We start from the raw sequence: 26,823 nt of genomic DNA, 5'->3' as shown, positions 1-26,823 counted from the left end.
CCTTACGAACAACTTACTTACCATGAAGCAAAGGAGCAAATGAATTTTTAAGAATGCGAGTCCATATTCCGTCCTTGCCTTCTTCCTCCAGTTCTCTGAGTTTGTGAAAAAGTCCAACCAGAACATTGATTTCCTTCTTGTTTAATTTCGCACCCGACCTCAAAACATCTTTCTTCACCCTCTCTTCAAATTCATCCTCTGAAAATCCGCTCTTCACACAATCTTCCACAACCGCAAGCACTTTCGGCAATATCCCTTTCTTAACCACGCCTATTGGTATCTGGAACTCGCCTGCTTCTGTTCTTAAGCTGTATGCATAACTACCGTAAAGCGTTTGCTTCCTCTCAACGAGTATAGAATCCGTAAAATAAACTGGAATCTCTATCTCCCCGCTCTTATACTTTATCAGCTTGCCCAGAGCGATGAGATAGTTTGTTCTCGCTGACAGCACCGCTAAGGGATTCAGGTCAAAACCCACGATGTTCTTCAATATCCCTTCCAGAGTTTCTGTTTCATCTACAAAATGGTCGAGAGCATATCGTCTTGCCCTCTTTTATCGCTAAAACTAAAAATGTGCCACTGCCACATGCGGGGTCAAGAAATCTCTTATTCAAGTTGCCATCATATCCAATTTCCGAAATGACGAGTTCCGCAAGCCAATCCGGTGTGTAATACTCGCCGAGGTCTTGCCTTATCCTCTTTGGAACAAGATATTGATACAGTCGCTTAAGCAAATCCTTTACCTCCTCTGGCTCGTGCTCCAGTGTCGCAGGATGTTCATAAGCTCCTCATGCCCACGATAATAAGCATCCTCAAACTTCCTCAAATACGACTGAAGATAACTATCGCCGGAAGAAACTGCAACTTCTGCCGCCAGTAACTTCATCACAAGGGCATAATAGGTGTGCACTGCGAAGAGAAGCTTTTCATAATCTATTTCATTTCCGCTTATCCCGTATGCTTTCTCCAATCCCTTTATTTTCTCTGGAGAATAGCCGCAAACCTGCCCAAATACACGCTTCCAATCGTCAAACAGCACTCCTACCTACTTATTATACCCTTTATTTCTGTTCAATGTTTCATAAAGAACTCTTACAAGTGTCTTAGCTATTGGACTTCCTGCTCCGAGGTCTCTGTTCAGCGATTTCACTCTGAGCGCCTCCAGAAACGTAAGTATTGTCTGCTCATTTACAGGATATGGACCATCAGACTGCCAGGTCCTCCTGAACCTGACAAAACCTATCTTCGTACCATCTAAAACCACACCGAAATATTTTTGATACTCCTCAACCGATGGTGTTAATTACTTAATATAGCCAACCACCTGCTCCTTTGCATGATTAAAGCCCGAAGGATGTTCAAAAGTACCGGGTCTCTCATATTCTATCACTACCCTGCCATAGAGCGCATCAATCCTACCTCCTCCTTCAACTAATGTGCCTTTTTACCGGTTCTGAACTCATAACTCGCATAGCTTGCTATACCGAGTCGACCAAGAACATTTTTCAGGATAAGTTCAGTATTAATCCTGAGGTCTTCTTCGTTATCGGCATTTCTTGCTGCCAGTATGACTTTTTCCGCCACTTTCTTCGCATCAGCTTCGATAATCGCTCCTTTTGTCATTGCGCTTACCTTCTTTTTTATTTGGGATTTGTCTCTTGTTATCTTGTTATTATTACCCCTCCAGCCTCACCCAGCTCACACCGTCCGCATCCTCACTCACCCTCAGTACGTACTCCATATAATCCTTCACATCCTCTATATGCGTAATAAGTAGAATCTGCCTGAACTTCTTTGACAACTCACTCAGTGCTGTTATGATATTCCTCTTTCGAAGCATGTCCTGCGAGCCGAATATCTCATCGAGGATGATGAAATTGGTTTGAGTTGCACTCCTCTCCGATACAACTGCGGAAATAGCCAATCGAAGACAGAGATTCGCAAGGTCCTCCTCACCGCCTGAGAACCTGTTCAGCTCATACGCAGTACCATCCTCGCAGATGAAGACTTCATAATTCTCACCCAGCTCGAGCCTGCTGTACTTGCCATCCGTCAGCCGCCTCAGCATATCTGATGCATAATCTGCGAGCAATGGACGGATCATACCCACCAAATACACCTTGAAATCGTTCATTATCTTCTCAAGCAGATTTAAATACATTATATCCTCCTCTTCCTGCTCCTTTTCTTTTATTAGCCGTTCCTGCTCCTCTATATCCGCCTGCACACGCTCTCTCTCACTGCACAGGTTCTCAAATTCGTGCTTCTTGCCCATGAGCTTTAACTTCACCTCGCTCAGACCTTCACTCTCGCGTTCATACCTCGATTTCAACTCTACATACGCCATTTTATCAAATGCCAGCCCCTCTACCTGCTTCTGTAATGCCGTTATCTCATCCACAATCCCGCGTTCCTCATCACGCAACTCCTGAATGCTGGACTTCACCGCGTCTATCCTCTTTATCTCGGCTTTTAACCCGATTATCTCGTGATATACCTGCTCAAGTTCTTTTAATTCCGATATAACAGTATTATATTCATTCTCATTGAACTCAACATCAGCAACAGACTTCAAATCGCTCTTTATCTGCTCCAATTCCTTATGCCAGCGTTGCAGCTCACGTTCTTCATGTGCCATCCTCACCTCTAACTCCCTCTTAGCTCTCACACGCTTCTCAAGTTCGTTTATTTTCGATATTACACCTTTATAACGATTATCATCAAATTCAACCCCTTCCAATGGCTTCAAAGTGGCTAAAAGCTCCTTCAATTCCTCATGCCAGCTATCCAATTCCCGATTCTCCTGCTCTATCTTTGTATCCAGCTCTCTTCGCATATTCACACGCTTCTCAAGCCCCTGCAATTGCTTTGTGAGCGACTCCTCAAGCTTACCCTTTGAAATAAGTTCCTGTTTCTTGCTCTTGTACTCATTGAATACCATAGAGAGGTTTTCCTTACTGCTTCTCAGCTCTTCATTCAGTTTCTTTATCAAGAACTCATAATGGGTTCCTAATTGCCGCTCGCATAGCGGGCACTCGCCTCCAGGACCCAGGCTTTCTATCTGTTCTATCTTCTCCCTGTTCGCCTCTATATCGCGCTTAATCTGTATTGCTCTCGTTTTATAACCGCCAATTGCGGAATGCAACCGCTCTTTATCGCGCCTCAGCTCTTCTATCTTACCCTTCACCGCCTCCAGTTGCGCATCAGCATCCTCAAACATGCGCCTATCTGCCTTTAAACGCCCGATCTTAGCTTCTCTGCTCTTTATCTCCCGCATTGCCCGCTCTTTTCGCCTCATCAGCTCTTCTTTCTGGTGATACTGGTCACGTAGCTGCTCCAGCTCGTCCTTGAGACGCATCTGTGCATCGAATAAATCCTCTACACCCCTGAACTCCGCTATTTTAGCTTCCAGTTCCTTTATTAGAGCTTTTCGCTGTTTTATCTCTTCCACAGTCTTCTCTTGCCGCCCTGTCAGCTCTATCTTATGCTGGTAGCGATTCCGTAGCTGTTCCAGCTCGGTTTTGCGCGCTTTATACTCGAAATACCGCTTTTCCTCTGCCTGTATAGCCTGAAGCCGCTTTTGCTTCTCAATCAATGCAGCAAGCTCCTTCTCCTTCTCTTCCCGGCTCTTCCGAATGTTCTCCAGGTAGCTCCTTCGCTCGCCCAGCATATTGGTCAGCTCCACGTATCTCTCATATTTCTCAGTTGCGAGTTCCAGCTCATGCTTCGTTGCCAGAACTATACGCTCTTTCTCCTCTTTTTCTGATTCTATCTCCTTTATAAGCGGTATAATAGACTCTTTATCCTTATCCAGCTCCGCCCTCTTTGTCTGAAGTAATTCTATCTTCTTCCTGCCTTCTTTATCCACAATTGCTGCTTTTATACCCTCTATCTTCTTCTCCTTGCCTCTTCTATCCTCCCTTAGCGCCTGTATGCTATTCTCTATCCGTTCAATGCCAAGCATACGCAACATGAGCTTCTTTCGTTCCGCAGCCTTCATTGTTGATAGCGCATTCAACTCCTTCTGCCGCGCGAAGACGGAAGTGAAGAATGATTGGTAATCCATGCCTATTTTATGCTCCAGCACTTCCGTCACCTCCTCCGCATTGCTGGTGATGAGTTTTCCATTGATAACAAGCCTCGCCTTGGGCATCAAATTCTTACCCGCCATCTCTCTTACCACTTTATAGTAGTCGCCACCCAGCTCGAACTCCAGCTCTACCTGGCATGGCTCATGTGGTGATGCACCTCTGCGTTTTATAAGCTCCTTAGTTGTTCGTGCAGCATAATGCCCGAATATAGCCCAACCTATCGCCTCTACCAGTGTCGTCTTCCCCACTCCATTCAGTCCAATGATCCCAATCACGCCATCAGGGAACTCTATACATGCGTTCTTATATTTGCGATAATTCCGGAGTGTAAGCGTCTTCAGCAGCATCTATCAAATTTTTCAAGTTTTTATAATATGAAGTTAATTTAGATTTGGATTATGGTTGAGTCGAGAACAGTGAAGATACTGGATACCACGCTGCGTGATGGAGAACAGACTCCGGGTGTATCCTTGACTCCAGAGCAGAAACTGCAAATTGCACGGCAGCTTGATATTCTTGGAGTTGATATCATCGAGGCGGGTACAGCAATCATCTCCGAAGGTGAGCAAAGGGCAATCAAATCGATAGTAAAAGCGGGTTTAAGAGCAGAAATAAGCTCTTTCGCTCGTCTATTACGCGGTGACATTGATGCTGCAATTGATTGTGATGTTGACACCGTGAATTTAGTCGCACCGGTCTCTGATGACCACATAAAGAAGAAATTGAAGATAGACCGGGAAACGCTGCGAAGGATGACGATGGAGGCAGCGGAATATGTGAAAGGGCATGGCTTGAAAGTGGAAATAAGTGCTGAGGATGCTTCAAGAGCCGATATGGCGTTTTTAAAATCCCTATTTACCGAACTCTCAGATGCGGGTGTGGTTGACCGCCTGTGTTTCTGTGATACTGTGGGTGTGCTGTATCCAGAGCGAACGAAGGAGATATTCAGTGCTCTCAGCGATTTAAATACGCCCATCTCGGCTCACTGTCATAATGACTTCGGACTGGCGACTGCTAACTCGATTGCTGCTGTGCTGGCAGGTGCTCAGGTCGTACACGTAACAGTAAATGGCATGGGAGAGCGAGCGGGTAATGCATCGCTGGAAGAGGTGGTTACTGCGCTTGACCTGCTTTATGGTGTGAAGAGCGGGATAGTGAAGGAGAAGTTGTATGAGACTTCTCGATTGGTACGGAACGTGACAAAGATGCCGGTTGCACCAAACAAGCCGCTGATGGGTGATAATGCATTCACACATGAATCGGGAATGCATGTGCACGGAACGCTGGCAGATACGAGTTTATATGAGCCTATGGATCCGGAGTTGATAGGCAGGAAGAGGCGATTTGCGTTCGGAAAGCATACAGGTAGGGCATCAGTGAAAATGGCACTGGAAGAGATGGGTATCACTGCTGATGACTCAGGAATGGAGAAGATACTATCAAAGGTGAAAGAACTCGGCGATAAAGGTAAATTGGTCACTGATTCGGATTTCCAGGCAATTGTGGACGATATACTGCATATAGAGCGAAAGGAGAGGATAAAACTACTTGACCTATCTGTTGTCTCTGGCAAGAACGTATATCCAACAGCGTCTATAAGATTGGAGATAGACGGAGAGGATAAAGTGGAGGCGGGCGTTGGCGTGGGTCCGGTAGATGCAGCGCTAAATGCACTGCGGAAGGCAATGTCAGGCTCGGAGATGAATGATCTGCGACTCGAGGAGTACCATGTGGATGCTATCACCGGTGGCACTGATGCACTGGTGAATGTCGTGGTGAAGATGAGCAGGGGTGACAGGGCTATAACAGCGAGTGGTATAAGCGAAGATATAGTCCTCGCATCAATGCATGCCATGATTAAAGGTATCAACCGATTATACAGTTGATTTCTCTTAATATGCCGGATACAACAGGATGTGGTGTGACTAAAGATGTTTGATTATATTGTGGTAGTGGTCGGAGAAGAGCGTGAGGTAAAGCGATTGGAGCATTTCCCATGGCATGAGGGTGTACTCCAGACCTCTATTCTCATACCCGTCTCGGAGAGTAGCTGGAACGGTCCAGCGGGCAATGGGCTTGGTACTTTATTCGCGATAAAAAACGCATCTAATGCAGCGGGAATAGAACTTGTTGAGGAAGTGAAACAGGGTAAGAGTGTCCTTATCGTGCATACAGCGGGTAAAGGCACAAGGAACGTACTGACGAGAACCTGTAAGGAGAAAGCATTCATAGATGTTCCTGGTTTGACCATACTTGAGGGTGTGATAAAGCAATTTCAGCGGTTCTCTATCCCCCACAGGATAATGGTTACATGGGGTGACCAGTTCCTCTTCATCGCTGATACTCCTGAATCCTTAATTGAATGCGCACATTCTACGCATGTCATGCTCTTTGGCTTGAAATCTGAGTTTACAGAGGAGATTGTCTCCAAATATGGTATTCAGATAGTTAGATGTGGAGATAAAGGTAAAGGTAAGGATAAAGGCTGTGAACTGCTTGATTTTGATGATACACGGAACTATGAAGTGGTGAAGAGTAAGATGGAGAGGTACAGAAGCAGTGAGGTGCTGTTGAATCTGGGGTTATTCACGCTGAGCGGAGTTTTGACCGAACGGCTGCTGGATGCTTTCTGTGATAGGCTTGAAGAGAGAGTCGGGGAGTTCAATTCTGATGAGTTATGGCAGTTATGGTGCTCTCCAGACTCTGTTACTACTAATAAATGGCTACGGGAGCGTGCAGAACGGTTAAAGCGGGAGATGACGATGACATCCGACCTGAACTTGATAAAGAGCTTTGCAATAAGTGATCAAAGCATCTGGCTCGATTTCGGAACGAATAAAAGCTATTACAGGAATATGATGCGACTTTTGTCTGAAGGGGCTGAGGCTGCGCAATTGAGGAGATTCCTGAATGTCGAGCTCCTCTCCGCCACTGACGGCTGCGAGATTCTGGATTCAATCTATGTGAATTCCGGAATAGAGAGAGGTCGGATAAAGAGGAGTGTGGTATCGAATACAACTGCGAAAGCCGCATTACTCGAAGATGCTTGTGTCTTCAATTCCCGATTGAACAGAATAAACGGTAAAAACTGTGTTGTTTATAACCTCGTTGACTGCGATTCTGTGGAGCTTAATGACTGTGTGCTGGTGGATGTCTTTCATCCAGCCAGGGGTAGGATAAGACTCAGGTTCCCAATAGGTAAGGAGAGCAGACCTAAGGAGGAGTGGTGGTCCTCACGCCTGCCCGGGAATAAATATACATTGAGCGAAGTTGCAGCTATGACCAGGGGTATTACTGATGAAGAGATGCAGTCCACCAGGCTAAGACATGCACGGCTGGCAGATGCAATCATGTCTATGTCTGATACAGATACAGATACTCATACAGAAGCAGTGAGGGTGAGGGTGAAAGTGAGAGATATGATTGAGCACCCGATGAAGCTCAAGCCCCTCATCGTAAACAAGCCCTGGGGCTATGAGTTATGGTGTGCCTCACCACGGAACTATATCGAAGGTGAGGAATTTACGCTCTGTGAGCTCAATACTTTCTTCTCAGAAGCGATATTCGGCATGAGAATGGAGGAATTCCCACTGATAGTGAAGATAATAAAGGCAGATGAAAACCTTTCGGTACAGGTACATCCTGATGACCGGTATGCACGCAAGATGGGTGATGTAATGGGCAAAGAGGAGGCATGGTATGTTCTCGAAGCGAAAGAGGATGCGAGGATTTATTTAGGATTCCGGGATTCTCTACGCAGTGGTGAATTCCTGGAACTGGTAAAAAGAGGCGAGATATTGAACTACATGAATTCGTTTTATGCTCAACCCGGCGATATCTACCACATCCCTGCCGGTGTCATACATGCCCTGGGCGCGGGTACAAAGGTATATGAAGTGAGTACCGCGTCAGAAAGGACATTCAGAGTCTATGATTATGGCAGGGGCAGGGAGCTACATCTAAATGATGCTATGAATGTGCTTAGATTTGAAGTGCCACGGGGATTGAAGCATGGAGGAGGGCATCTGCGGGGTAAACATCTGGATTTGAGGCTTATCTCTGTTCATAATAGTAATGATAATGGTATGAATCCGGGCATAAATATGGGTATGGACATAAAGAATGCGGGTGTCCTCACCTGTGTAAGGGGGCAGGTAACTCTGGTCGGTGATGCAAAGGTAAAACTGCCATTAAAGACCTTCGAGACCGCACTCGTGCCTGTACCTGCAACTGTGAGCTGTGGTAGTGGCAGTGGCAGTGGCATCGCACTGGAAGGCGAAGGTGACCTTATATACGCCAGTTTTATTAGCTCTTAGGATTTTGATTTTATATGTAATGTTTGTTGGCGTTGGCATTGCTGTTGCTGTGGTGTAGTGTGGTGGAGTGTGAATGTAAAGTTGAATGAAGTGGCTGAATAGAATCACAGGCAGAAGCAGAGCTGTAGCTGAAATACCCTCTATTGTAGCGTTCCATGAGATGGATACATGGCTGGAGAAGGTTTCTGAGTTGTTATTCCGTGGTCTGGGCACGAATACGATGGCACTGTATGAAGAGATAGCGGATAAACGTGAGGAACTCAAGCAATACATCTCTGAATTGCGTGATGCTGAGCCGAAGGCGGATATGCCAGCACAGATTACAAAAATAGGACTTCTGAGCCGTGACAAAATGGTAAAGCTCCTTTACTCTCTCTGTGACAAGATAGTCATACCATCTCAAACTGACTATAAGACTGTTCTGGATTTCCATAATATGGCTTACCACAGTATAGAGTCGGTACTGGCGAAGATATTTAAGAATATCTATTATGTTCGCTCGCTGTTTCCTGATGAGGTCAGGGAAGTTGAAACTAATCTTAATCAGCTAAGGGATATTCTTGACCGACTGATAGCACCAATGAAGGGTAAGGAGACTAAGGTTATAGATTTGAGTCGTGTACATGCATTGATACAGAAAATAAGAGAACAGATGGCGGAGATAGAGTCAGAAAAAGAGAAAATTCGGGCAGAAGAGGAAGAGAGGGCAGCCATCAAGCACGAAATAGAGCTATCAGAGAGAAGATTACAGGTGATCGAGGAAGAAGCGGAATGGAAGCGGCTAAAGGAGTATGAGGTGGAATTAACAGCCATAGGGGAAGAACTGAACACACTAAGACAGGATATAAATAATCTGTTCACTCCTTTACAGAAGCCACTCAGCCTGCTGAAGAAGCAGGACAGGACCGGACGGATTAATCTCTCACCTACTGTACGAACGGGGATAACATCCATTTTGTCATCTCCGGTTCAAGCGTTGAATGAGGATATAGAAGATTATCTCCAGTCTATAAGGGCAGTAATCCTTGAGATGGACGCTCTGAAGGAACGTACGCGGGATAGAGCACTGAAATGGATAGACCATCTCTTGAATACCGACACTGACCTATCGGGTATCAGGGCGAGGTATGAGCTTTTATCATCAAGGGCAGAGGAGGTCAGGAGTAAACTATCAGCGTTGGAGATAACAAAGGAGAAAGAAGGGCTCGAGCATGCAATCACAGCAGCCAGAGGGCAACTCACTCGCCTGGATGATTTAATAGCTAAGAGAAGACGGGGTATAGAATCGCAGGAGAAGGAACTGGTAGCGAATGAGATATTACTCCAGAAGGAACTGGAAGAGATTACAGGTAAGAGGATAGAAGTCAAGTTTGAATGAAGATGAATGATTTTTATTTTTCTGATACATAGGTTTAGGTGGACAATCCACTTATTTGCGAACTCCATATAAGGAGTACCGCAGTTCTCGCAATCTCATTTGAGGCGCCTATCACATCACCGCTCACCGTACCGAATTTCGTACCCCCGATATATGATATGATAATGGCAACAGAAACACCGATGAAGAGACTGAGGAGACTGAAGACCCTGAGTGGATAAGTGCGTGAGATAAGAGGTATAGAAGCTAAGAGTAAAGAGCAAGTGAGAGCGATAAGATAGCCTCGCAAAGTGCATGACTTTATAAACAGCGCACCTATCCCCCAGCCTGTATCAGATTCAGATTGAAATCGCTTACCCACCAGCATACAGGTATTCATGCTCAGCTTCGCTGCGAGCTCTGCAATTATGAATACAGGATAGCAAAAATCATGCGCCACTATCTCTTTTATCGCTATGAAGTTCAACATCAGAATAACAAAAGTGGCAAATAGTCCTGCTATACCTATCTTCTCGTCCTTCATCGCCTTTATCCTCTGCTCCCTGTTACCGCCTGCCATCAACCCATCAAAGAAATCAGCAAGACCATCCAGATGCATCAGACCCGTAATAAAATAAAGACAGAGGAGAGTTAACAAAGCAGCTATACCCGGGCTTATATTCACTCTGAATAATAAAACAGCGATGATAGTCAGAGGCAGAGCGATGACAAGAGCAGCGAACGGGAACAGATAACTCAAGGCTGCCACTTCCTCTATCCTTGGCTCTTTACCCGCTGGTACCGGTATCGGTATCCGGGTCAGGAAACTGATTATAGCCCGCATGGAGATGTATCTAAAAATGAGACAATTTCAACTGTCTCGCTACACAGACCTCTCCTGGTATCTCAACCGGATATCTCTCATTCAGACAGCCCAGGCAGAGATTATTCTTACTTATCCCTATGGAGTCTATCAGACCCTGGAGGCTGAGATAGCCGATGGAATCGGCATTCAAAAATTTACGGATCGCTTCCATACTCCTATTCGATGCCAGCAACTCATCTCGCGTTGGCGTGTTGATACCGAGATAACAGGGTGCTATTATCGGCGGACTGCCGATCCGTAAATGCACCTTTTTTGCTCCTTTTTTCTTCAGAAAAGTCACTATTTGCCTGGATGTAGTACCCCTCACGATGCTGTCATCCACCAGCACGACCTGCTTACCCTCTACATTCCGCTTCACCACATTCAACTTCAACCTCACTGCGATATCCCGGTAGCTCTCATCGGGCATGATAAATGTACGACCTACATACCTGTTCTTTATAAAGCCCTCCATATAATCCAGCCCTGAGCGCTTCGCATAGCCAATGGCGAACGTAATGCCCGAATCAGGCACAGGAGAAACGATATCTGCCTCTATTCCGTGTTCCTCTGCCAGCCTCTCTCCTATCTTCAGCCTCACATCGTAAACCAGTCTCCCATCCAATACTGAATCGGGTCTCGCAAAATAGATATACTCAAATACGCAATGGGCAGTGTTTATCCCGCGATACAATTGATAACTCTCCAATCTCCTGTTCTTATTTGTGTTGTGGATTATCAATACCTCCCCGGGTCTTATATCCCTTATCAAATCACCACCTGTGGTATCTATCGCACTGCTCTCTGATGCCACTATATAGCCCTTATCATCGCTTAGCGTGCCGAAGCACAGGGGTTTTATGCCCAGCGGATCTCTAATTGCAATCAATGAATTATCCATCAGGATAACCAGAGAATAAGAACCCACCACCCGCCTCATTAATATCTTTACTGCTTCTATCGGGTCGTGACGCACAAGTTCCTTCGCCAATAAATGCGCTATCACCTCTGTATCTGTGTCTGAATGAAAGATTCTCCCCTCACGCTGCAATTCGCTCTTCAATTCCGCAGCATTGACCAGGTTACCATTATGAGCGATAGCGATTTGCCCCCTATGATAATTCACAACTAGGGGTTCGGCATTTTCTGCCCTTGATGCACCCGTAGTTGAATATCTCACATGACCAATGCCAATGTTACCCTTACCCTCTAGCGATTCCAACCGACGAGGGGAGAAGACCTCATAAACGAAGCCCATACCTTTTATCAACGGTATATTCACACCTGATTCTTCTTCTTTACTTTTACTTTTACTCACTGCTATACCCGCCGATTCCTGACCGCGATGCTGAAGGGCATAAAGAGCGTAAAATATCGGTAGTACTGCGTCTCCCTCATCCAGAGCTATGCCAACTATACCACATCCTTCGCTCATAATTAATCGTTAATTAATCACCCGGCTTAAAATATGAACAAAGCGATTTCCGACATTCAAAAACCTCACCGGTTGTTGATGCTCTACATGCCCAATCCCGGTAAACGCGGGTATCAACCTCACCCCGGGCATAAGCCTCATGCCATCCTTCTGGCACGGGCATCTCCGCGTACAATCGCTGCCGCCACGCTTCGAGCAGCATTCGGCTCCTGTTCATGAAATCTGCGGCACAAATGACTCTGTGGTTATGGTGCCCCTGCTCATGCCCCACAATCGAAGCTAAACTATCCAGCCAGCGCCGACCATATTCCGACCTGAGCAGATGATGGTCAAGAATCAGGGTATCCACACCCCTGGCGAGTCTAATTGCATTATGCCATGCGGCATTACGTTGTTTCTGTGTGAGATGTGGTAGATACAAAGGAGGACCAGAAGCGAGTACGATGGTTGGATGCCAGGCAAGAATAGTGGTTATAGCATCGAAATCGAGCAACTGGATGTCCGATGCATGTACAAATACCGACCTCTCATCTTCTATCCTCGTCATCATTACCATTCCTCCATGTTCGCTCCTCAGTCCATGAGGAACAGGGTGAGAGAAACTCAGAATACCATCATTATGCCCTTCTGCACTCCTTAACTCATCATGCAGTGCAATGCGTAGTGACTGTGCTCGATGTAACATGTGCTGCGAGAGCCCCCGGGGTCCTTTAGCCCAGAATCGAAGATTATGCCCCCGGCACAAATCGGCAACTATGGCAGCTTGAAGCTGAAACGGGTTCGCATCTACCAATGGCACATGGTCACCATGGAAATGACTGAATACAATATCTGTGGCATCTGCCATTGCCCTTGTTATCTTCTGTCGCACTACCTCGCCAACCGCGACCTGCAAGGGATGAGGTAGCAATCCATGACGATTGTAGCCGAGCGCCACACCAGGATCAATCACTATCTTCCGTTCGCCTACTTCCACCACACAGCTCAGACCACGCACACCTAATGACTCTGTACCCAATATCTCAATTCGCATCCTTTCTATTTACTATTTGTATATACTACTATCAGTTATAAGATAGAAATAAGACAGAAAGCATAAAAACAAACGAGAAAAAATAAAAAAATAAAGGAATGAATGAGGTTTTTTCTTTTTTAATTCACACAATTATCTTCTATATTCTATCTTCTCCGCAGATAAGCGATTACGAATACTGCTAACAGAGACACGATAGTGAGCGCAACCCCAAATCCTGGTATTGCAGGTGTTGTAACAGGGGATGTAGGAGCAGTAGTCTCTGATGGTGATACTGCCGGCGTAGTTGTTGGTATTGGCGTTGCTGTTTGAGCCGCCGGTGTTGCTTCTGGGGATACGTTCGTTGCATTTGTTTCATTTGTTGCATTTGTTGCATTCGATGGCGTTGGCGTTTGGGTGGTGGTGCCACCTCCGTCTCCACTTTCGTTGACAGCTCCGCTCTCTCCTGGTGAAGGACTTGGTTCCGGTGCTATGAAGCTAACCTGTGTAAAATTCCAACCTCCGCTCAGGCAACTCACGGTGACAGTGGCATTACATGTTTCATTTCCTGATAACAGAGCGGTTGCCGTGCCATTGTCATCAGTGGTAACATTAATTGACCTGCCGGTGTTACTCTCGTTTGTTGCGTCAAAAAGCAGCCCGCAATTCGTCCATATTGTCAACGTCTGATTGGCTGCAGGCTCACCGCTCAGCTCGGTCTCGTTCGGCCATGTGACTATCACCCGAATTGTAGAAGTAGAAACACCATCTGCCTGTATCGTATCCGGTTTTGCACTTATCTTCACCCAGTCGCTTGGCTTTGGCACTTCCTGTGCCCACGTGAATGCTGTAAGAACTGTCAAAATCACTGCAATGAAAATAATCGCCCAAGTCTTATCTGACATCCTTTTTTATACCTCCTATTTACTTCATTTGTTTTACAATATAAAAGATAAAATAAAACATAAAAAGATAACCCAAAACAAAATAAAGATGGATGGAGGAATAAGGTTTTTACCTCATTCCCATCCCTTTCTTCCTTTTTAAAAAAAATTATGCAATCTTGTATATCCAGTATGCCTGCCCTGGCTGAAGTTGCACCCTGATATTTGGTGGCATCGGCCAGAAATCACCGTAGGGGTATCCATTCATGTACCGCCAGATCTGTACGTTATCCAACCACGATACTGAAATACTCTCGTTACCTACGCCTATCAGATTCCAGCCTGGCTGCAACGTTGGTTTTATATCACTCCACTCCAGCCGTACACCCTCTCCGTATATAGTGATCGTCTTCGGTGCCCACGGGTTATATACATAGTAACCCTTTCCAGCCTCGAGTTCACTTGGTCGGCTCCAGCCACTGGTCGCATTGTAGCTCCAGACTTCCACGTCTCTGCCGAAGATCGCTTCTGGGTCTCTATTCTCGGGCAGTACAGGTAGCGATAGATAGTTCTGGAGTGCCTTGAGCTGGATGGTGAATCTATCAGCACCTGGTGATGGCGGAAGCAGCGGATTCTCATTCACGTAAATACCCGTGCTATCTGCGGGGTTGAATGTGAATGCGAATCTGTTTGGTACACTATATGACTGTTCCAGGTTCAGGTCGCCCTTTGCATTTGGTGCAATGAACGAAGTAGTAATCAGGTAGCTGCCGGGGTATTTTCTTGTATCTGGCTGGTAGACCTGATATTCACCACCAATGTACACATTTGGATTCACAGATGGTGTCTCAGGCAGTTTGAATGTAGTGTACTCGTCAGGCAATGTCTGGATGTCATACTTCGTCCAGCTCTCGTATGCTTCGCTATCCGCGAACAGAGTCTCATTCAAGATCTCCAGCAGATTCGTTGAATACCTTGGCTCTGCCTCCTCTTCCTTCCACTCGAAGTCTAACGGTGCCACGTTGCTTACTATTCGCTCGTCAACATCGTTCGCAATCCAGTGTTCGCTGTCGAAGATAGTGAATTTTGTTGGCAGCGGCATTGGTATCCCGCATTCGCAGCACTGCCAGCCATCCGGTACTGCATTTGTTACATCTCCCGGATAGAATGGACCACCATAGTCCTCCCAGAGCTGCCAGTCAGATGGTATCTCTGTTTCCATATCTCCATCGGTGTCTATAGGCACCGCACGGAAGTACTTCAGCCATGCGTATGGCGGATACTGCATCGTCAGATACCGGTCTGCACACGGGAAGTACTCGATACCAGGAATACCATTTGGATCACCGTATGGCCATTTATCAAGCAGCTTCAATGGCTGCCATAGCGCCACATCTGTATCGTCCACAATCTTGTGCACCATGTTCATCGGCGGGAGTACTGGTATTGGTGTACTGTGAGCAATTCTCTGTATGTACTGTGAGTCTGCACATGATCTCCACTGTTGCAATAACTCTCCTTCGCCCTTCGGGAACGGAGTTCTGATTGTGATGTACTTGAACTTCTCACAGCCGTTTGCCAGGTTTCCATCTTCATCCAAGACTTCTATCGCCGCGATTTCATAACGCACACCATCCACGTAGAATATATCGCCCCGCTGAAGTTCTTTACCCACTGTTATCATCGCTTTGCCACCCTTTAGTTGCCCATCAAAGCGGGCATACCATGTCCTGTCCGGGTGCTCTGGCGTATCATAGTCATTGTTGTGCCTATCGTAGAATCTGGTCGTGCTCGATATCCCATACCTTGGACTTGGGTCCATGATCTCATCTTTATTGCCGCAATACTTTATCTCCACACTCGGTTCACCGGTAACCTCATCAAAGCCCTCAAACTTCAGTGTATGATCCATGAACTCCACTTTTTGATTCGCACTCATGATATATGTCTTCTCCAGCCTTATTGTTCCATTGGTTGTCTTGTGCAGAGTATTTAGCAGATCCGCTGACGAGCAATTCACGTATGAGAGCATTACGAGGTTATCCATTGTGGACTCGACCCCTTCATTCTCAAATGACTGTAATCCCTTTGCCTTACCATCTGATAGGTCTGCTACGATTGGGAACGGGAACCAGCTCCGGTTTGCATCTGCATGCCATGGCTTCTTGTCCTGTGAATCAATGAGCATGTATGTCGTCTCAGTCACAATCGCATGTTCTCGATGCACAGGTTCATGGTTACCATAGAACTCGTACTCTGGTACATACCATACCCGCAGGTATTCTTTCAGGTCACAGTCTTCTCCCTGGGCATGCATCGGATACTCCGTGCTGTAAGGCAGTATAGCAGCATTAAAGGTAATAGAATCCTTTCTTATTGATGTTGGATTGAAAGGCTCTTCCCAATTTGTATACTGCTCTATATTGCACTCATTCCGAATACCGATCGTGCTTGCATTGCCATGCCCGTACACCCGGATAGTGCCACTTTTGATTTCATCCTTGTAGTTCACATAGATGTCATCGTCAATGCCACCATGTTCGGGGTCAGGATCGTATGAGAACGCCACCCTTTTGTGCGGCAAATCTCCCTCTGCCTGTGGCGCGATCAGTGAGGTTGTAATCAGGTAATCTCCGTATAAGTCTCTATCTTCCGCTGCTTTTATGTCTGGCAGCTCCGGTAGTACGAATTCGGTGTACAGGTCGGGAAGAGACTGGATATCGAGTTTAGTCCATGATTCCACGAGCCGGCCTTCTACTTCTACCCTTATCTTCTCCCTGATCTTATCCACGAAATCATGGTAATCTTCGGCATGCACATAGAACCCTGGAGATTCCTGCCATGGCTGCGGATACGCCAGCTCTTTCAGGAAGTCCTGGTCTATATCCATTCCAACACCGAGTGTATTCACCACATCGAAACCCTCACTTAGCGCATCATCTCTTGCATTCAGTACCTTCTCTTCTGAATCCCCACCCGTCGGGTAGCCATCGGTTGAGAGATCAATCACCTGTATTCCGGAGCTATCACCGGGTAAGTTCTCAATCGCTACTCTAAATGCCCCACTCATGTTTGTATTACCCTTCATCTGGGTAATGTTCATGATGTCATCTGCTACCAAACTCGCGTTATCCGGATCAATTATGGTGAGTGGAACCTCCATACTGGCATTGCTGGAGAACTGAATCACACAGACACGTACTGTACCATCCTGGGGAACCACATTCGGATCTTTCACAGCCTCAGCCAGTCCCTGCTTCTGCAATTCGAAATCTTGCTGACTGATACTCTGGGAACCATCAATCAGGAAGAACAGGTCCACTCTTTCTGCGCTGGTAACAGCACCAGACCACTTCTCCTGCAGCTTCTCGAGCAGATTCGTAGAGTACCGCCGCTCAAAGTCCTCTGCAATGTATGTGATGTTTAAAGGCCCAACATCGGGTATTATTCGCTCATCAACATCGTATGCTATCCACTCGCCATCATTGTCTGTATCAAGTTTTGTACCTGCATAGTCCTGTTTCGTCCAGTTTCTCTCCTCTGATACACTTGTCCACAGTGGTATGTCAATATCGTCAACCATGTAATGCTTCTCGTTGAACGGTGGTAGAACAGGTATAATCTCAGAGGGCTCTATACATTCGATGGACTGAGAGGATACAACGCTCTCCTCTGGGATAGCTTCAATACACTTTGGTAACTTTGTCCTCAGAGTTATGTACTTCAGGGCATCTGCGTTAGAATCGCCTGTGGTGTCAAGAACCTCAATCGCTGTCACATCGTATCTCACACCATTGACGTAGAAGACATCACATGGTTGGAGTTCCTTACCAAGATATATAATATTACTGTTCTTACTGTCCCGTCTCACATACCATGTCCTTATCTGTCCAGCGGCTGGGTCGTGGTTCGCAGTGGAATACATGTTATTATGCCTATCGAAGTACATCTTCGCTCCTTTTTTCAGTGTAATCCAACCTTTACCCGCATCATCATCTCTGTTCCCCGCATACCAGACTCTTATAACATAGTCATGGTCGTTAATTGCAGTCACTTCCAGCTTATGGTCGAGGAACTGGACTTCATCCCCTACTCCCAGATTCCTGAAGCCCTTCTCAATCTCAATCCGCCCATTCACCGTCTTCCCATACGGCACTACTGAACCGCTGACATTCGCGAGTCTTGTGAGCTCCCCCTCGGTACTCTTCGACATACAGTTCCACGCACCCAATCCTGGCTGAGAAGATATCTCGCAGGTTGGAAATGCAAAGAGTGTTTTGCTATTGCCCGGTTGCCCGGATGTCGGCTTATATTGTGTATTTATCAGCATGTAGGTATATTCCATGTTTATCGTTGGATGTGTATAGTTCTTCCTGGAACCCCAGTACTTACCACAGGGTTCGTACCACGCCCTAAGGAATATCTTCTCACGCGCATTCTCACCATTTTTTACACCAAACTCCTCCTCAAGCAGTGCGGGGTTAAAAGTAATGGAATCCTTTGGTATCACCGTGGGGTCGAATGGCTGCGTCCAATTAGTATATCGTTCGGGTGCATTACCATCTGGTTGGACATCACCGTATATCCTGATAGAAGATGGCGCCCCTCCCTCCGGTGGTTCTGCCATCGCCGTAGGGACAATGGCGAATACCGAAGCGAGCATTATCACTGCCAGTGCTATTCCTATTATCCCTTTCGCTCTCTCATATTTTTTGTTGTTCACTTTTTCATCTCACCTCCAGTAATTTAGGATATCAAGGTTATATATAAAAGCATATGTTGAGAGCACATGTATTTTCTATATAACTTTAAATAGGGTACTTTTCTGCTGGAGATGGGCTATCCCTTATCCCTCCCTATCTCCTCAGATAGAACCGGGTGCATGCGCGATCTTTATCAAAGCTTCGCGTTCTACAAAATGCAATTCACCGGTGACGATGAGCACATGCGGCAGGTCACCAAATTCATAGCCCTTCAGCGATGTTATATAATCGGCTTTCACCACCGCATCGTCAGAGCCTGCCCGCGCTATGCCCACCAGTAAAGAGCGCTTAAGCATTCCTCCTCCCCTCTCACGCTCTACCGATTCCAGTAACTCCAGCGCATCCGCTATGCGCATTCCGATATCAAGATAGAGGAGTGTATGGAGTCCTCGCTCAGTGTTATCCTCTATCGTCTCATAGGGTACATGTGATATAACACCCTTATATGGTGGTGATACCGTTGCGGACTTACCAAATTTGTAGTTCTGAAGCCCGCATAGACCCGCAGCTGCAGATGCGATAGAAGCCGCATGTACTATCCGTGTCTCTATCCCCCTCTCAATCGCCCTTAGCCGCAGATCTACATGCGTAGTAGCAATCATGGCATCGCCACCACTGAGTAAGACCACTTTCTTGCTCTTCGCGAGTTCCAGAATCCCCCTCTCTGCGTCCTCTTCCAGCTCTTCACGCTCCAATAGCGAGATCTTTCTGCCATAAGCATCCTCCAGCTTCTCTATCGTACGCGCTCCCGCGGGAGATGTATAGAACTCTGCATAGACCACATCCGCATCTCTTACCGCTTCCAGACCTTTCAATGTTATATCTTCCGGGTCATACAACCCGAGTCCGACGAAGGTCAGCATTGCATGGATTTGTTTATGTACGCATTCTAAACTAAATGTAAATCTAAATATTCAAGGTATACGTAAGTAACCGTAACATAAGGATGTAGATGTAATAATGTACCTCCAATTCAAGCGAGAAGTTGAGCATATACTGAAAGCTGCACTGGCTGATGCATCATACGAATATGAATATAGCAGCCTGGGGTTAGAAGAGAGTGAGCATGCTGATATCACATCTCGAATTGCTTTCACCTTGGCTGCCAGATACAGAAAGCCACCTGAGAACATCGCTGCGGATATCGTCCGCCATATTACTATACCAGCTCCGACTGAGCGAACACTTGTATCAAGAGCAGTTACCTCCGGTCCTTACATCAACTTCTACGTCAATGATTCTTTTCTCGATGGCACACTGAGACGGCTAAAAGGTGGTGGAGGTGGTGGAGATAACACAGAGAAGAAGCATGATAAAAGTACAAGGATAATAATTGAACATACCTCTGCGAATCCTGATGGACCCCTGCACATAGGGCATCTCAGGAACGCTATCATAGGCGATGTGCTGGCACGAGTATTAACTTATTCGGGCTACCAGGTGGAGACGCAATATTATGTGAATGACATGGGCAGGCAGGTAGCGGTTGCGGTATGGGGTGCTTCCAGATTGAAGCTTGAGACGCGAAAGAAGGGGGACTATGCGATAGTTGATGTTTATATCGCAGCCAATCGAATGTTAGAGGCTAATGCAGCTTATCGTACCGAAGTGGATGCGCTGATGAGGCGCTATGAAGCAGGGGATGAGGAAGTGGTGAAGCGCTACGAGGAGGTTGTTCAGAGATGCCTCGCCGGTATTAAGGCATCATTACAAAGGCTGAATATCCATCATGACCTGTTCGTATTTGAGAGTGAATTTGTGCGTAGTGGTGCGGTACAACATATAATAGAGGAGTTAAAGCGAAAAGGAGATATAAAATCTGAGGGCTCTGCACTCATACTTTACTTAGATGGAATAGAGAAGGGACTGGTGATTCAGCGTGCAGATGGAACTTCACTCTACACCACCCGTGACCTCGCGTATCATCGCTGGAAGAGCGAGCGATGTGACCGTATGATAGATGTGCTGGGTAAGGACCATGAACTGGTATCGCAGCAATTGCGAAAAGCACTGCTATTATTGGGTGTGAAGGCGCCAGAATTTGTCATCTTTGAGTTCGTATCTTTACCCTCTGGCTCTTTATCCACACGCGCAGGCAGGTATATCTCGGCAGATGAGTTGATGGAGAAGATAGAAGCGCGTGCATACGAGGAGGTGAAGAAGCGAAGAAGGGACCTGAGCGAGGATAAGAAGTGCGAGATAGCAAGAATGGTGGGAATAGGTGCATTACGTTACGATATGGTGAAAGTCTCGCCAGAGAAACATATAATATTCAACCTCGAGGATGCTCTGGACATAGAGAAGAAAGGCGCACCTTTTATTCAGTACGCCCATGCTCGTGCATCCAGTATATTACGCATGGCAACTGACCGTGGCTTTAAAATTGATTCTGCCGATGCCAATGTGGCTCTGTTAAGGGATAAAAGCGAGGTGGAATTGATAAAGAAGCTTGCAATGTTTGAGTATGTAATGGAGAGTGCGGCTTCTGAGCTAAAACTGCATAAGGTTGCCAGATACGCGAGAGAGCTCGCTGAAGTCTTCAATATCTTTTATAAGAATTGCCCTGTACTGAATGCAGAAGAAGAATTAAGAGAAGCAAGATTGGTGCTTGTAGATTGTACGAAGCAGGTTTTATGTGAAGTCCTCTCTGTGCTTGGTATAGAAGCGCCAGAGGAGATGTGATTGCGATGGTGATAGCCGGGAAATTGTTCATGATTGAAGGAGGAGGAGAAGGAAAGGGGAAGGGAGATATAGCATTGCCGAGGATAGCGAGCAAATTAAAAGATTACAGGCGAGAGGATAAGGAGCAGGATATTCGTTTGATCACCGAGATAAAAGACCTGCACCTGACCGGTGACTTGCTATCTGGCACTTTCGTACAGGACGAGCTCATGGGTGTCTATCATCATGGCGAGTTGATACATGTACCACGCACGCTGGAGGCGCCTTTCTTCTTTGTTGAACAGCCGGATAAACACAGAGTTGTGCTCACTATTATGGAGAAGAAGACAAGAGCGAACAATATTGCTAATCAGTTGAGCAAGATACTCTTCATGACCACATCAAGGATAGTAGAAGCGAGGATAGAGCCTTCTCGATTTGTTCATTTCCACGAGGATAACTTTGAGGATACAAAGGTGATCTTCTTCGACGATGTTGATATTCCAAACGTGAAGAAACTTTCGCTTTATGGCTCCGCTCTGGCTGATACATCGCTTTATGCGGAACATTTGAAGCACGGTAAGATATGGTATATCGTGTTGAAGTCCAGAAGGTATGGGTTAGTGGTGGGATTAACCCGTAACGGTGTTGTAACGATCTTCAGTAAGGCAACGAAGGACGATTTTATAAACTACGTCCGGGATGAGGTCATTAGTCTGGTTTAATTTGGTGTAACTTCAGAATAGAATAGGAGAGAAGATCAGGTAAAAAATGATTATATCGGTAGCGAGTGGTAAAGGAGGCACCGGTAAGACGACAGTGGCTGTAAATCTCGCTCTCTCGCTCTCAAACGATGCAGATGTCCAACTACTGGATTGCGATGTCGAAGAGCCAAACGCATATATATTCTTCAATCCGAGCGCTGAGAATGAGGAAGTGAAACCGGTGCACAGATTGATACCAGAGGTTGATGAGGAACACTGTGATTACTGCGGTAAATGCGCTTCTGCATGTGAATATAACGCGATTATTGTACTGCCCGGGCAGCTCAAGGTCATGCTCTTCCCCGAATTGTGTAATGGCTGCGGTTTATGCACCATGGTCTGTCCGCGAGATGCGATTAGAGAGGTGCCACATGAGATAGGGGTTATCAGGCGATACAGAAGCGATAGCATAGAACTCATTTACGGCGTGCTGAAGATTGGTGAGGTAAGAGCAACACCATTGATAGACCGTGTGAAGGAGGAGCTCAGACCTGAGAAGATGGTGATAATTGATTCCCCGCCCGGTACTTCATGCCCGGTCATTGCGGCTGTTCAGGATAGTGATTACTGCATTCTTGTTACAGAACCCACACCGTTTGGACTGTATGACCTGAAACTCGCAGTTGAGGTCCTCAAGCTATTGAAGATACCTTCTGGATTGGTGATAAACAAAGCAGGAGTTGGAGACCGGGAAGTATATAAGTATAGTGAGGCGGAAGGAATCCCGATTCTGCTTGAAATCCCATATAGTGAGGCGATGGCGAGATACTATTCAGAAGGTATGCCGATTGTAGCGGCGATGCCCGAATGGAAGAAGCGTTTCGCGGATATAATAGAGGAAATAAAGCTGAAAGTAAAGGATAAGGCAAAGGAGAAGTGATGGTGAAGCAGCTAACAATAGTGAGTGGTAAAGGAGGTACTGGAAAGACGACAGTTGTGGCATCATTCGCATCACTTGCAGCGAACAAGGTCATTGCGGATTGCGATGTGGATGCGCCGGATCTCCACCTGCTGCTGCATCCCGAGGTGATGAAACGGACCGAATTTAAAGGTGCAAAATTGGCAGAGATGGACAAGACCAGGTGTATAGAATGTGGTAACTGTGCATCTGTATGCAGATTCCATGCTATCTCCGATACACCCTCCGGGTTCGCACTCAATCCCGCACGGTGCGAGGGCTGTGGTGCATGTGTGTTTGTCTGTGAACAGGAAGCGATTAGACTGAGAGAGCGTATTTCTGGATATACATTAGTATCACGGACGAGATATGGAACGATGGTGCATGCGCAACTGAGCATAGGGGAGGAGGCATCCGGTAAACTTGTTACTGCGGTTAGAACGAACGCCCGGCAAGTAGCGGAAGATGAGCACTGTGAGCTTGTACTTATAGATGGATCACCAGGCATTGGTTGCCCTGTGGTTGCTTCGCTCACCGGTGTGGATCTCGCACTCGTGGTCACGGAGCCTACGATGTCCGGACTGTATGACCTCGCGCGAATCATTAACGTAGCCAATCACTTTGGAATCCGTTCAATGGTATGTATCAATAAATACGACCTGAACGAGTCAAACAGCCGTAAGATAGCAGACTTCTGCCACCAGCAGGGCATACCGGTAGCAGGTAGAGTCCCCTATGACTCAATAGTTACAGAAGCGATGGTCGAAGGCGTACCAGTTGTTGAATATTCAGATGGAGCGGTATCGAAGGCGATAAGAGCTATGTGGAGCTATATAAAATATACTCTATAGAGTGGAGAGTAGAGTCAAGTCAGGTCAAGTCAAGCCAAAGCGAAAGGTTTATAAGACCTGTAATACGGTTTTATTACATATGTGTATTGCAGGTTAGTGAAGTGAACAAAATAGATGGAAGTTCGGGTCTGACCGCATTGGTGCTATTATTACTATTCACGTTCACGTATACCGAAGTAGCAGTCACTGCATTACCGGTAACCATACTTGTTCAGCCCGAAGAGGGTAGCATTAACGCCTCGATGGTTGTATCTGCAGTTGTAACAACCCGGAGAGACTGGACATTCAACATCAACTGGAGCTATCGGGTAAATGCTTCCAGCGAAAATCCAATGTCTTTCGGGTCAGCATTAAACCGAAGTGCAACATTGAAGATAATCCCGAATAATACAAATGCAAATACGTTAACTGCATTTGCAGCGGATGCCGACGGAAATACAGCAAACGCAACTGTGACCTTATGTACAAATACATCTCCAGTGAGGATAAAAATCAGAACGAATATGTCTGCATTAAGATTTCTATTGCCTGATTTGAAAATCAATAATGAGAAAGATAATGAGAAAGTGGTGCAGTTCGAGATGAGTGTTATTAATGAATCTACACAGGATATTACTGAATTATCAAAGAAGTATAGGAATGGGAATGCTTCTCTTTCTCTCCTCGCCGATCACGATGTTCGAATAAAGGTAAATGCAAGCGACATTATAAGATTAATCGCTGGTAGTGACAATACAGTTCATGGCAGTATAACATTTATTGAGGATACAGTTCCATTTGAGTTGGTCTCACAAAGAGACACGGATACTATTCCCCCGGAGCTAACAGTGGCGAGCCCGCAAGAGGACCAGAAGTTAGCTTCTCATAACGTCACTCTCGCAGTCTCCGCAAATGAGCCCATCGCACGCTGGTATTATCGCCTCAATAACAATAACGGCACAAATGTCAGCTTCGTACCTCCTGCTGTTATTAACGCGAGTGAAGGAGCTAACCAGATCCTGATCTCCGCTACTGATCTGGCTGGTAATCGCGGTTATGCCTTTGTTAACTTCTCCGTGGATACTATTCCCCCGGAGCTAACAGTGGCGAGCCCGCAAGAGGACCAGAAGTTAGCTTCTCATAACGTCACTCTCGCAGTCTCCGCAAATGAGCCCATCGCACGCTGGTATTATCGCCTCAATAACAATAACGGCACAAATGTCAGCTTCGTACCTCCTGCTGTTATTAACGCGAGTGAAGGAGCTAACCAGATCCTGATCTCCGCTACTGATCTGGCTGGTAATCGCGGTTATGCCTTTGTTAACTTCTCCGTGGATACTATTCCCCCGGAGCTAACAGTGGCGAGCCCGCAAGAGGACCAGAAGTTAGCTTCTCATAACGTCACTCTCGCAGTCTCCGCAAATGAGCCCATCGCACGCTGGTATTATCGCCTCAATAACGGTACAAACGTCAGCTTCGCCTCCCCGAATGGTGATGAGCATACGAAAACAACATTGATAGCGAAAAAGGGCGAGAACAAACTGGATGTGTATGCTGATGACCGTGCGGGCAACACAGGGAAAACAACCATTTTCTTCGTTGTGATGGAACCACAAATCGCTATCGAGTCCTCGATACAGGGAACAGGGAGCATAACTATCGAGAAAGAGATGTCAAGCAGTACTGCTGGGATAGAAAGTGAGGAACAGGTTGTAGGTACAACCGGCACAGGTGGGGATTACTCAATTATTTCTATTGAGATACTGAGCAAACCGGTGAACATTACCAACCAGAATTATCCCGATTATCACCACGCTGAGGTAATCTCCTTCACCGGAAACGATCTTATAATCACACATGAGCTTTCAGCTTCAGATACTCAGAGCGGTGTTAATGTAACATTTACGGAGGATACCAATGTTGTTAAGCTTCAGAAGCAGAACACGGTGGATATCAAAACAACGAGTAATAATCCCAGTATATCTTACAATACCCGGGCAACAGATGTATTCATAGGAAATAAGCAAACGAAGGTGGACCTATCAACACCAACAAAGAAAGTTTCTATTCACCATTCGCTTGAAGGAAACTGCACCTCCCGGATGAGACTGACATTTGAGGAATGAGTTAAATCTATAAAAAGAAGAAATAAGAATAAAAATAAAAAAATAAAAAAGTAGAAACTTATGAGCGGCTCACATAATAGTGAGCTCTGAACTTGTAGGTTCCTGCTCTTACTCCTACTCTGCTGGTTGTCTTCTTCTTCGCAAGCAGCTTCCAGTCATGGACTGAATGCACCTTTGTTAATATTACTGAGCCCAGACCGGCAGTGAACCTACCTTCTCCCTCTGCAGTAATATTGTAATAGCTCTCTGATCCATTCCTGCTCCTCCCCCCTGAAGATAACGCAAGAGAGTCAACTTCCGTGGTGAACCCAATAGCGCCATCATAAAAAGTAGCATTTTCTCCATTGGACACTGAAGATGCACTTCCTATGTTCTCTGTTACCTCCGCTCCGCCCATGAAACTTATCGCCTTACCATTTATAAGTACAGGAGCTTTTCCTGTGGTATCTCTGAGATATGTAACGTTTGTTTCGAAACCGATTTCATCACCACCTTCTCCTTCTACCAGTGAATGGTTACAACTACCGTTCACAGCGTTCATTGCATCTACATGAAGCGAGTACTGATTTGCTGTGCCACTCCCGGGGGATAAAGAACGATAATCATCCTCTGCTATTATCGTCCCGCCAGTTGTGGTAAGCTCATAAGAATAGTTTACATTCGCACTGCTCGCTGGTATCAGGAAGAGAAGAACCATCGCTGTAATTAGCGCTATTTCTATTGCCCTCTGCCTCACCATCTTATCGCATCACCTCCTCATCCTTATTCTATCGCGACGTGGTATATAAAGTTTTTGCACATGTTTATACTATAGTGATATT

General features: G+C 46.1%; 21 protein-coding genes. 8 read left to right on the top strand and 13 right to left on the bottom strand.

Annotated elements, in window-relative coordinates; genetic code table 11:
- Positions 1 to 13: 13 nt before the first annotated feature.
- From J7J01_09210 to J7J01_09185, 6 genes are all read right to left on the bottom strand, one after another.
- Positions 14 to 490 (bottom strand): hypothetical protein, encoded by a 477-nt coding sequence (locus tag J7J01_09210; protein ID MCD6211043.1) that lies wholly within the window; start codon positions 488 to 490, stop codon positions 14 to 16.
- Between the two features lie 22 nt (positions 491 to 512).
- Positions 513 to 734: an N-6 DNA methylase gene (locus J7J01_09205; protein MCD6211042.1), complete on the bottom strand. Its 222-nt coding sequence runs from the start codon at positions 732 to 734 to the stop codon at positions 513 to 515.
- A 5-nt stretch (positions 735 to 739) separates the two neighbouring features.
- The gene (locus J7J01_09200) at positions 740 to 1,039 is read right to left on the bottom strand and encodes a hypothetical protein (GenBank protein MCD6211041.1); all 300 of its coding nucleotides are present in this window, start codon (positions 1,037 to 1,039) and stop codon (positions 740 to 742) included.
- A 6-nt stretch (positions 1,040 to 1,045) separates the two neighbouring features.
- Positions 1,046 to 1,264: a hypothetical protein gene (locus tag J7J01_09195; protein MCD6211040.1), complete on the bottom strand. Its 219-nt coding sequence runs from the start codon at positions 1,262 to 1,264 to the stop codon at positions 1,046 to 1,048.
- Positions 1,265 to 1,431: 167 nt separating this feature from the next.
- A complete protein-coding gene (locus tag J7J01_09190) occupies positions 1,432 to 1,623 on the bottom strand; it encodes a hypothetical protein (GenBank protein MCD6211039.1) in 192 nt (63 codons plus the stop codon).
- A 52-nt stretch (positions 1,624 to 1,675) separates the two neighbouring features.
- Positions 1,676 to 4,438 carry an SMC family ATPase gene (locus J7J01_09185; GenBank protein ID MCD6211038.1) on the bottom strand — a complete coding sequence of 921 codons (2,763 nt, stop codon included), beginning with the start codon at positions 4,436 to 4,438 and terminating at the stop codon, positions 1,676 to 1,678.
- Between the two features lie 51 nt (positions 4,439 to 4,489).
- Between J7J01_09185 and J7J01_09180 the strand changes: the two genes are divergently transcribed.
- The 3 genes from J7J01_09180 (at position 4,490) to J7J01_09170 (ending at position 9,785) form a co-directional block, all read left to right on the top strand.
- Entirely contained in the window at positions 4,490 to 5,977 is a 1,488-nt protein-coding gene (locus J7J01_09180) for a 2-isopropylmalate synthase (protein MCD6211037.1), read from the top strand.
- A 45-nt stretch (positions 5,978 to 6,022) separates the two neighbouring features.
- Positions 6,023 to 8,407 carry a class I mannose-6-phosphate isomerase gene (locus tag J7J01_09175; GenBank protein MCD6211036.1) on the top strand — a complete coding sequence of 795 codons (2,385 nt, stop codon included), beginning with the start codon at positions 6,023 to 6,025 and terminating at the stop codon, positions 8,405 to 8,407.
- 85 nt (positions 8,408 to 8,492) lie between these two features.
- On the top strand, positions 8,493 to 9,785 hold the full coding sequence (locus tag J7J01_09170) for a hypothetical protein (protein ID MCD6211035.1): 1,293 nt from the start codon (positions 8,493 to 8,495) through the stop codon (positions 9,783 to 9,785).
- 34 nt (positions 9,786 to 9,819) lie between these two features.
- Here the strand turns inward: J7J01_09170 and cobS are convergent, their stop codons facing one another.
- From cobS to J7J01_09140, 6 genes are all read right to left on the bottom strand, one after another.
- On the bottom strand, positions 9,820 to 10,608 hold the full coding sequence (gene cobS, locus J7J01_09165) for an adenosylcobinamide-GDP ribazoletransferase (GenBank protein ID MCD6211034.1): 789 nt from the start codon (positions 10,606 to 10,608) through the stop codon (positions 9,820 to 9,822).
- Between the two features lie 10 nt (positions 10,609 to 10,618).
- A complete protein-coding gene (gene purF / locus J7J01_09160) occupies positions 10,619 to 12,064 on the bottom strand; it encodes an amidophosphoribosyltransferase (GenBank protein MCD6211033.1) in 1,446 nt (481 codons plus the stop codon).
- 13 nt (positions 12,065 to 12,077) lie between these two features.
- On the bottom strand, positions 12,078 to 13,097 hold the full coding sequence (locus J7J01_09155; protein MCD6211032.1) for a hypothetical protein: 1,020 nt from the start codon (positions 13,095 to 13,097) through the stop codon (positions 12,078 to 12,080).
- Positions 13,098 to 13,243: 146 nt separating this feature from the next.
- Positions 13,244 to 13,981 carry a hypothetical protein gene (locus J7J01_09150; GenBank protein MCD6211031.1) on the bottom strand — a complete coding sequence of 246 codons (738 nt, stop codon included), beginning with the start codon at positions 13,979 to 13,981 and terminating at the stop codon, positions 13,244 to 13,246.
- Between the two features lie 148 nt (positions 13,982 to 14,129).
- A complete protein-coding gene (locus J7J01_09145) occupies positions 14,130 to 18,683 on the bottom strand; it encodes a VWA domain-containing protein (GenBank protein ID MCD6211030.1) in 4,554 nt (1,517 codons plus the stop codon).
- A gap of 141 nt (positions 18,684 to 18,824) precedes the next feature.
- Entirely contained in the window at positions 18,825 to 19,586 is a 762-nt protein-coding gene (locus J7J01_09140) for a diphthine synthase (GenBank protein MCD6211029.1), read from the bottom strand.
- A 97-nt stretch (positions 19,587 to 19,683) separates the two neighbouring features.
- On the opposite strand from J7J01_09140, the gene J7J01_09135 reads away from it, so the two are divergent.
- The 5 genes from J7J01_09135 to J7J01_09115 all read left to right on the top strand — a co-directional run bounded on the left by J7J01_09135 (position 19,684) and on the right by J7J01_09115 (position 26,002).
- A complete protein-coding gene (locus J7J01_09135) occupies positions 19,684 to 21,405 on the top strand; it encodes an arginine--tRNA ligase (GenBank protein ID MCD6211028.1) in 1,722 nt (573 codons plus the stop codon).
- Complete coding sequence (locus tag J7J01_09130) at positions 21,402 to 22,109, top strand: hypothetical protein (protein MCD6211027.1); 708 nt, start codon at positions 21,402 to 21,404, stop codon at positions 22,107 to 22,109. The genes J7J01_09135 and J7J01_09130 overlap by 4 nt, the downstream gene beginning before the upstream one ends.
- A gap of 46 nt (positions 22,110 to 22,155) precedes the next feature.
- The gene (locus tag J7J01_09125) at positions 22,156 to 23,028 is read left to right on the top strand and encodes an ATP-binding protein (protein ID MCD6211026.1); all 873 of its coding nucleotides are present in this window, start codon (positions 22,156 to 22,158) and stop codon (positions 23,026 to 23,028) included.
- Positions 23,028 to 23,897 (top strand): ATP-binding protein, encoded by an 870-nt coding sequence (locus J7J01_09120; GenBank protein ID MCD6211025.1) that lies wholly within the window; start codon positions 23,028 to 23,030, stop codon positions 23,895 to 23,897. The genes J7J01_09125 and J7J01_09120 overlap by 1 nt, the downstream gene beginning before the upstream one ends.
- A 101-nt stretch (positions 23,898 to 23,998) precedes the next feature.
- On the top strand, positions 23,999 to 26,002 hold the full coding sequence (locus J7J01_09115; GenBank protein MCD6211024.1) for a hypothetical protein: 2,004 nt from the start codon (positions 23,999 to 24,001) through the stop codon (positions 26,000 to 26,002).
- A gap of 58 nt (positions 26,003 to 26,060) precedes the next feature.
- Here J7J01_09115 and J7J01_09110 read toward each other — a convergent pair whose 3' ends face one another.
- Complete coding sequence (locus tag J7J01_09110) at positions 26,061 to 26,741, bottom strand: hypothetical protein (protein MCD6211023.1); 681 nt, start codon at positions 26,739 to 26,741, stop codon at positions 26,061 to 26,063.
- Positions 26,742 to 26,823: the final 82 nt, after the last annotated feature.

This window comes from Methanophagales archaeon (assembly GCA_021159465.1).
Lineage (GTDB): Archaea > Halobacteriota > Syntropharchaeia > Alkanophagales > Methanospirareceae > G60ANME1.
Note: the sequence above shows the minus strand (reverse complement) of the source record. Positions and strands in the feature narration are given on the sequence as shown.

What these genes read in the sequence shown, in the direction of transcription:
- J7J01_09190 (MCD6211039.1), bottom strand. Translation starts at nt 1,623, where the DNA reads ATGACAAAAGGAGCGATTATCGAAGCTGATGCGAAGAAAGTGGCGGAA.
- J7J01_09185 (MCD6211038.1), bottom strand. Translation starts at nt 4,438, where the DNA reads ATGCTGCTGAAGACGCTTACACTCCGGAATTATCGCAAATATAAGAAC.
- J7J01_09180 (MCD6211037.1), top strand. Translation starts at nt 4,490, where the DNA reads ATGGTTGAGTCGAGAACAGTGAAGATACTGGATACCACGCTGCGTGAT.
- J7J01_09175 (MCD6211036.1), top strand. Translation starts at nt 6,023, where the DNA reads ATGTTTGATTATATTGTGGTAGTGGTCGGAGAAGAGCGTGAGGTAAAG.
- J7J01_09170 (MCD6211035.1), top strand. Translation starts at nt 8,493, where the DNA reads ATGAAGTGGCTGAATAGAATCACAGGCAGAAGCAGAGCTGTAGCTGAA.
- cobS (MCD6211034.1), bottom strand. Translation starts at nt 10,608, where the DNA reads ATGCGGGCTATAATCAGTTTCCTGACCCGGATACCGATACCGGTACCA.
- purF (MCD6211033.1), bottom strand. Translation starts at nt 12,064, where the DNA reads ATGAGCGAAGGATGTGGTATAGTTGGCATAGCTCTGGATGAGGGAGAC.
- J7J01_09155 (MCD6211032.1), bottom strand. Translation starts at nt 13,097, where the DNA reads ATGCGAATTGAGATATTGGGTACAGAGTCATTAGGTGTGCGTGGTCTG.
- J7J01_09150 (MCD6211031.1), bottom strand. Translation starts at nt 13,981, where the DNA reads ATGTCAGATAAGACTTGGGCGATTATTTTCATTGCAGTGATTTTGACA.
- J7J01_09140 (MCD6211029.1), bottom strand. Translation starts at nt 19,586, where the DNA reads ATGCTGACCTTCGTCGGACTCGGGTTGTATGACCCGGAAGATATAACA.
- J7J01_09135 (MCD6211028.1), top strand. Translation starts at nt 19,684, where the DNA reads ATGTACCTCCAATTCAAGCGAGAAGTTGAGCATATACTGAAAGCTGCA.
- J7J01_09125 (MCD6211026.1), top strand. Translation starts at nt 22,156, where the DNA reads ATGATTATATCGGTAGCGAGTGGTAAAGGAGGCACCGGTAAGACGACA.
- J7J01_09120 (MCD6211025.1), top strand. Translation starts at nt 23,028, where the DNA reads ATGGTGAAGCAGCTAACAATAGTGAGTGGTAAAGGAGGTACTGGAAAG.
- J7J01_09110 (MCD6211023.1), bottom strand. Translation starts at nt 26,741, where the DNA reads ATGGTGAGGCAGAGGGCAATAGAAATAGCGCTAATTACAGCGATGGTT.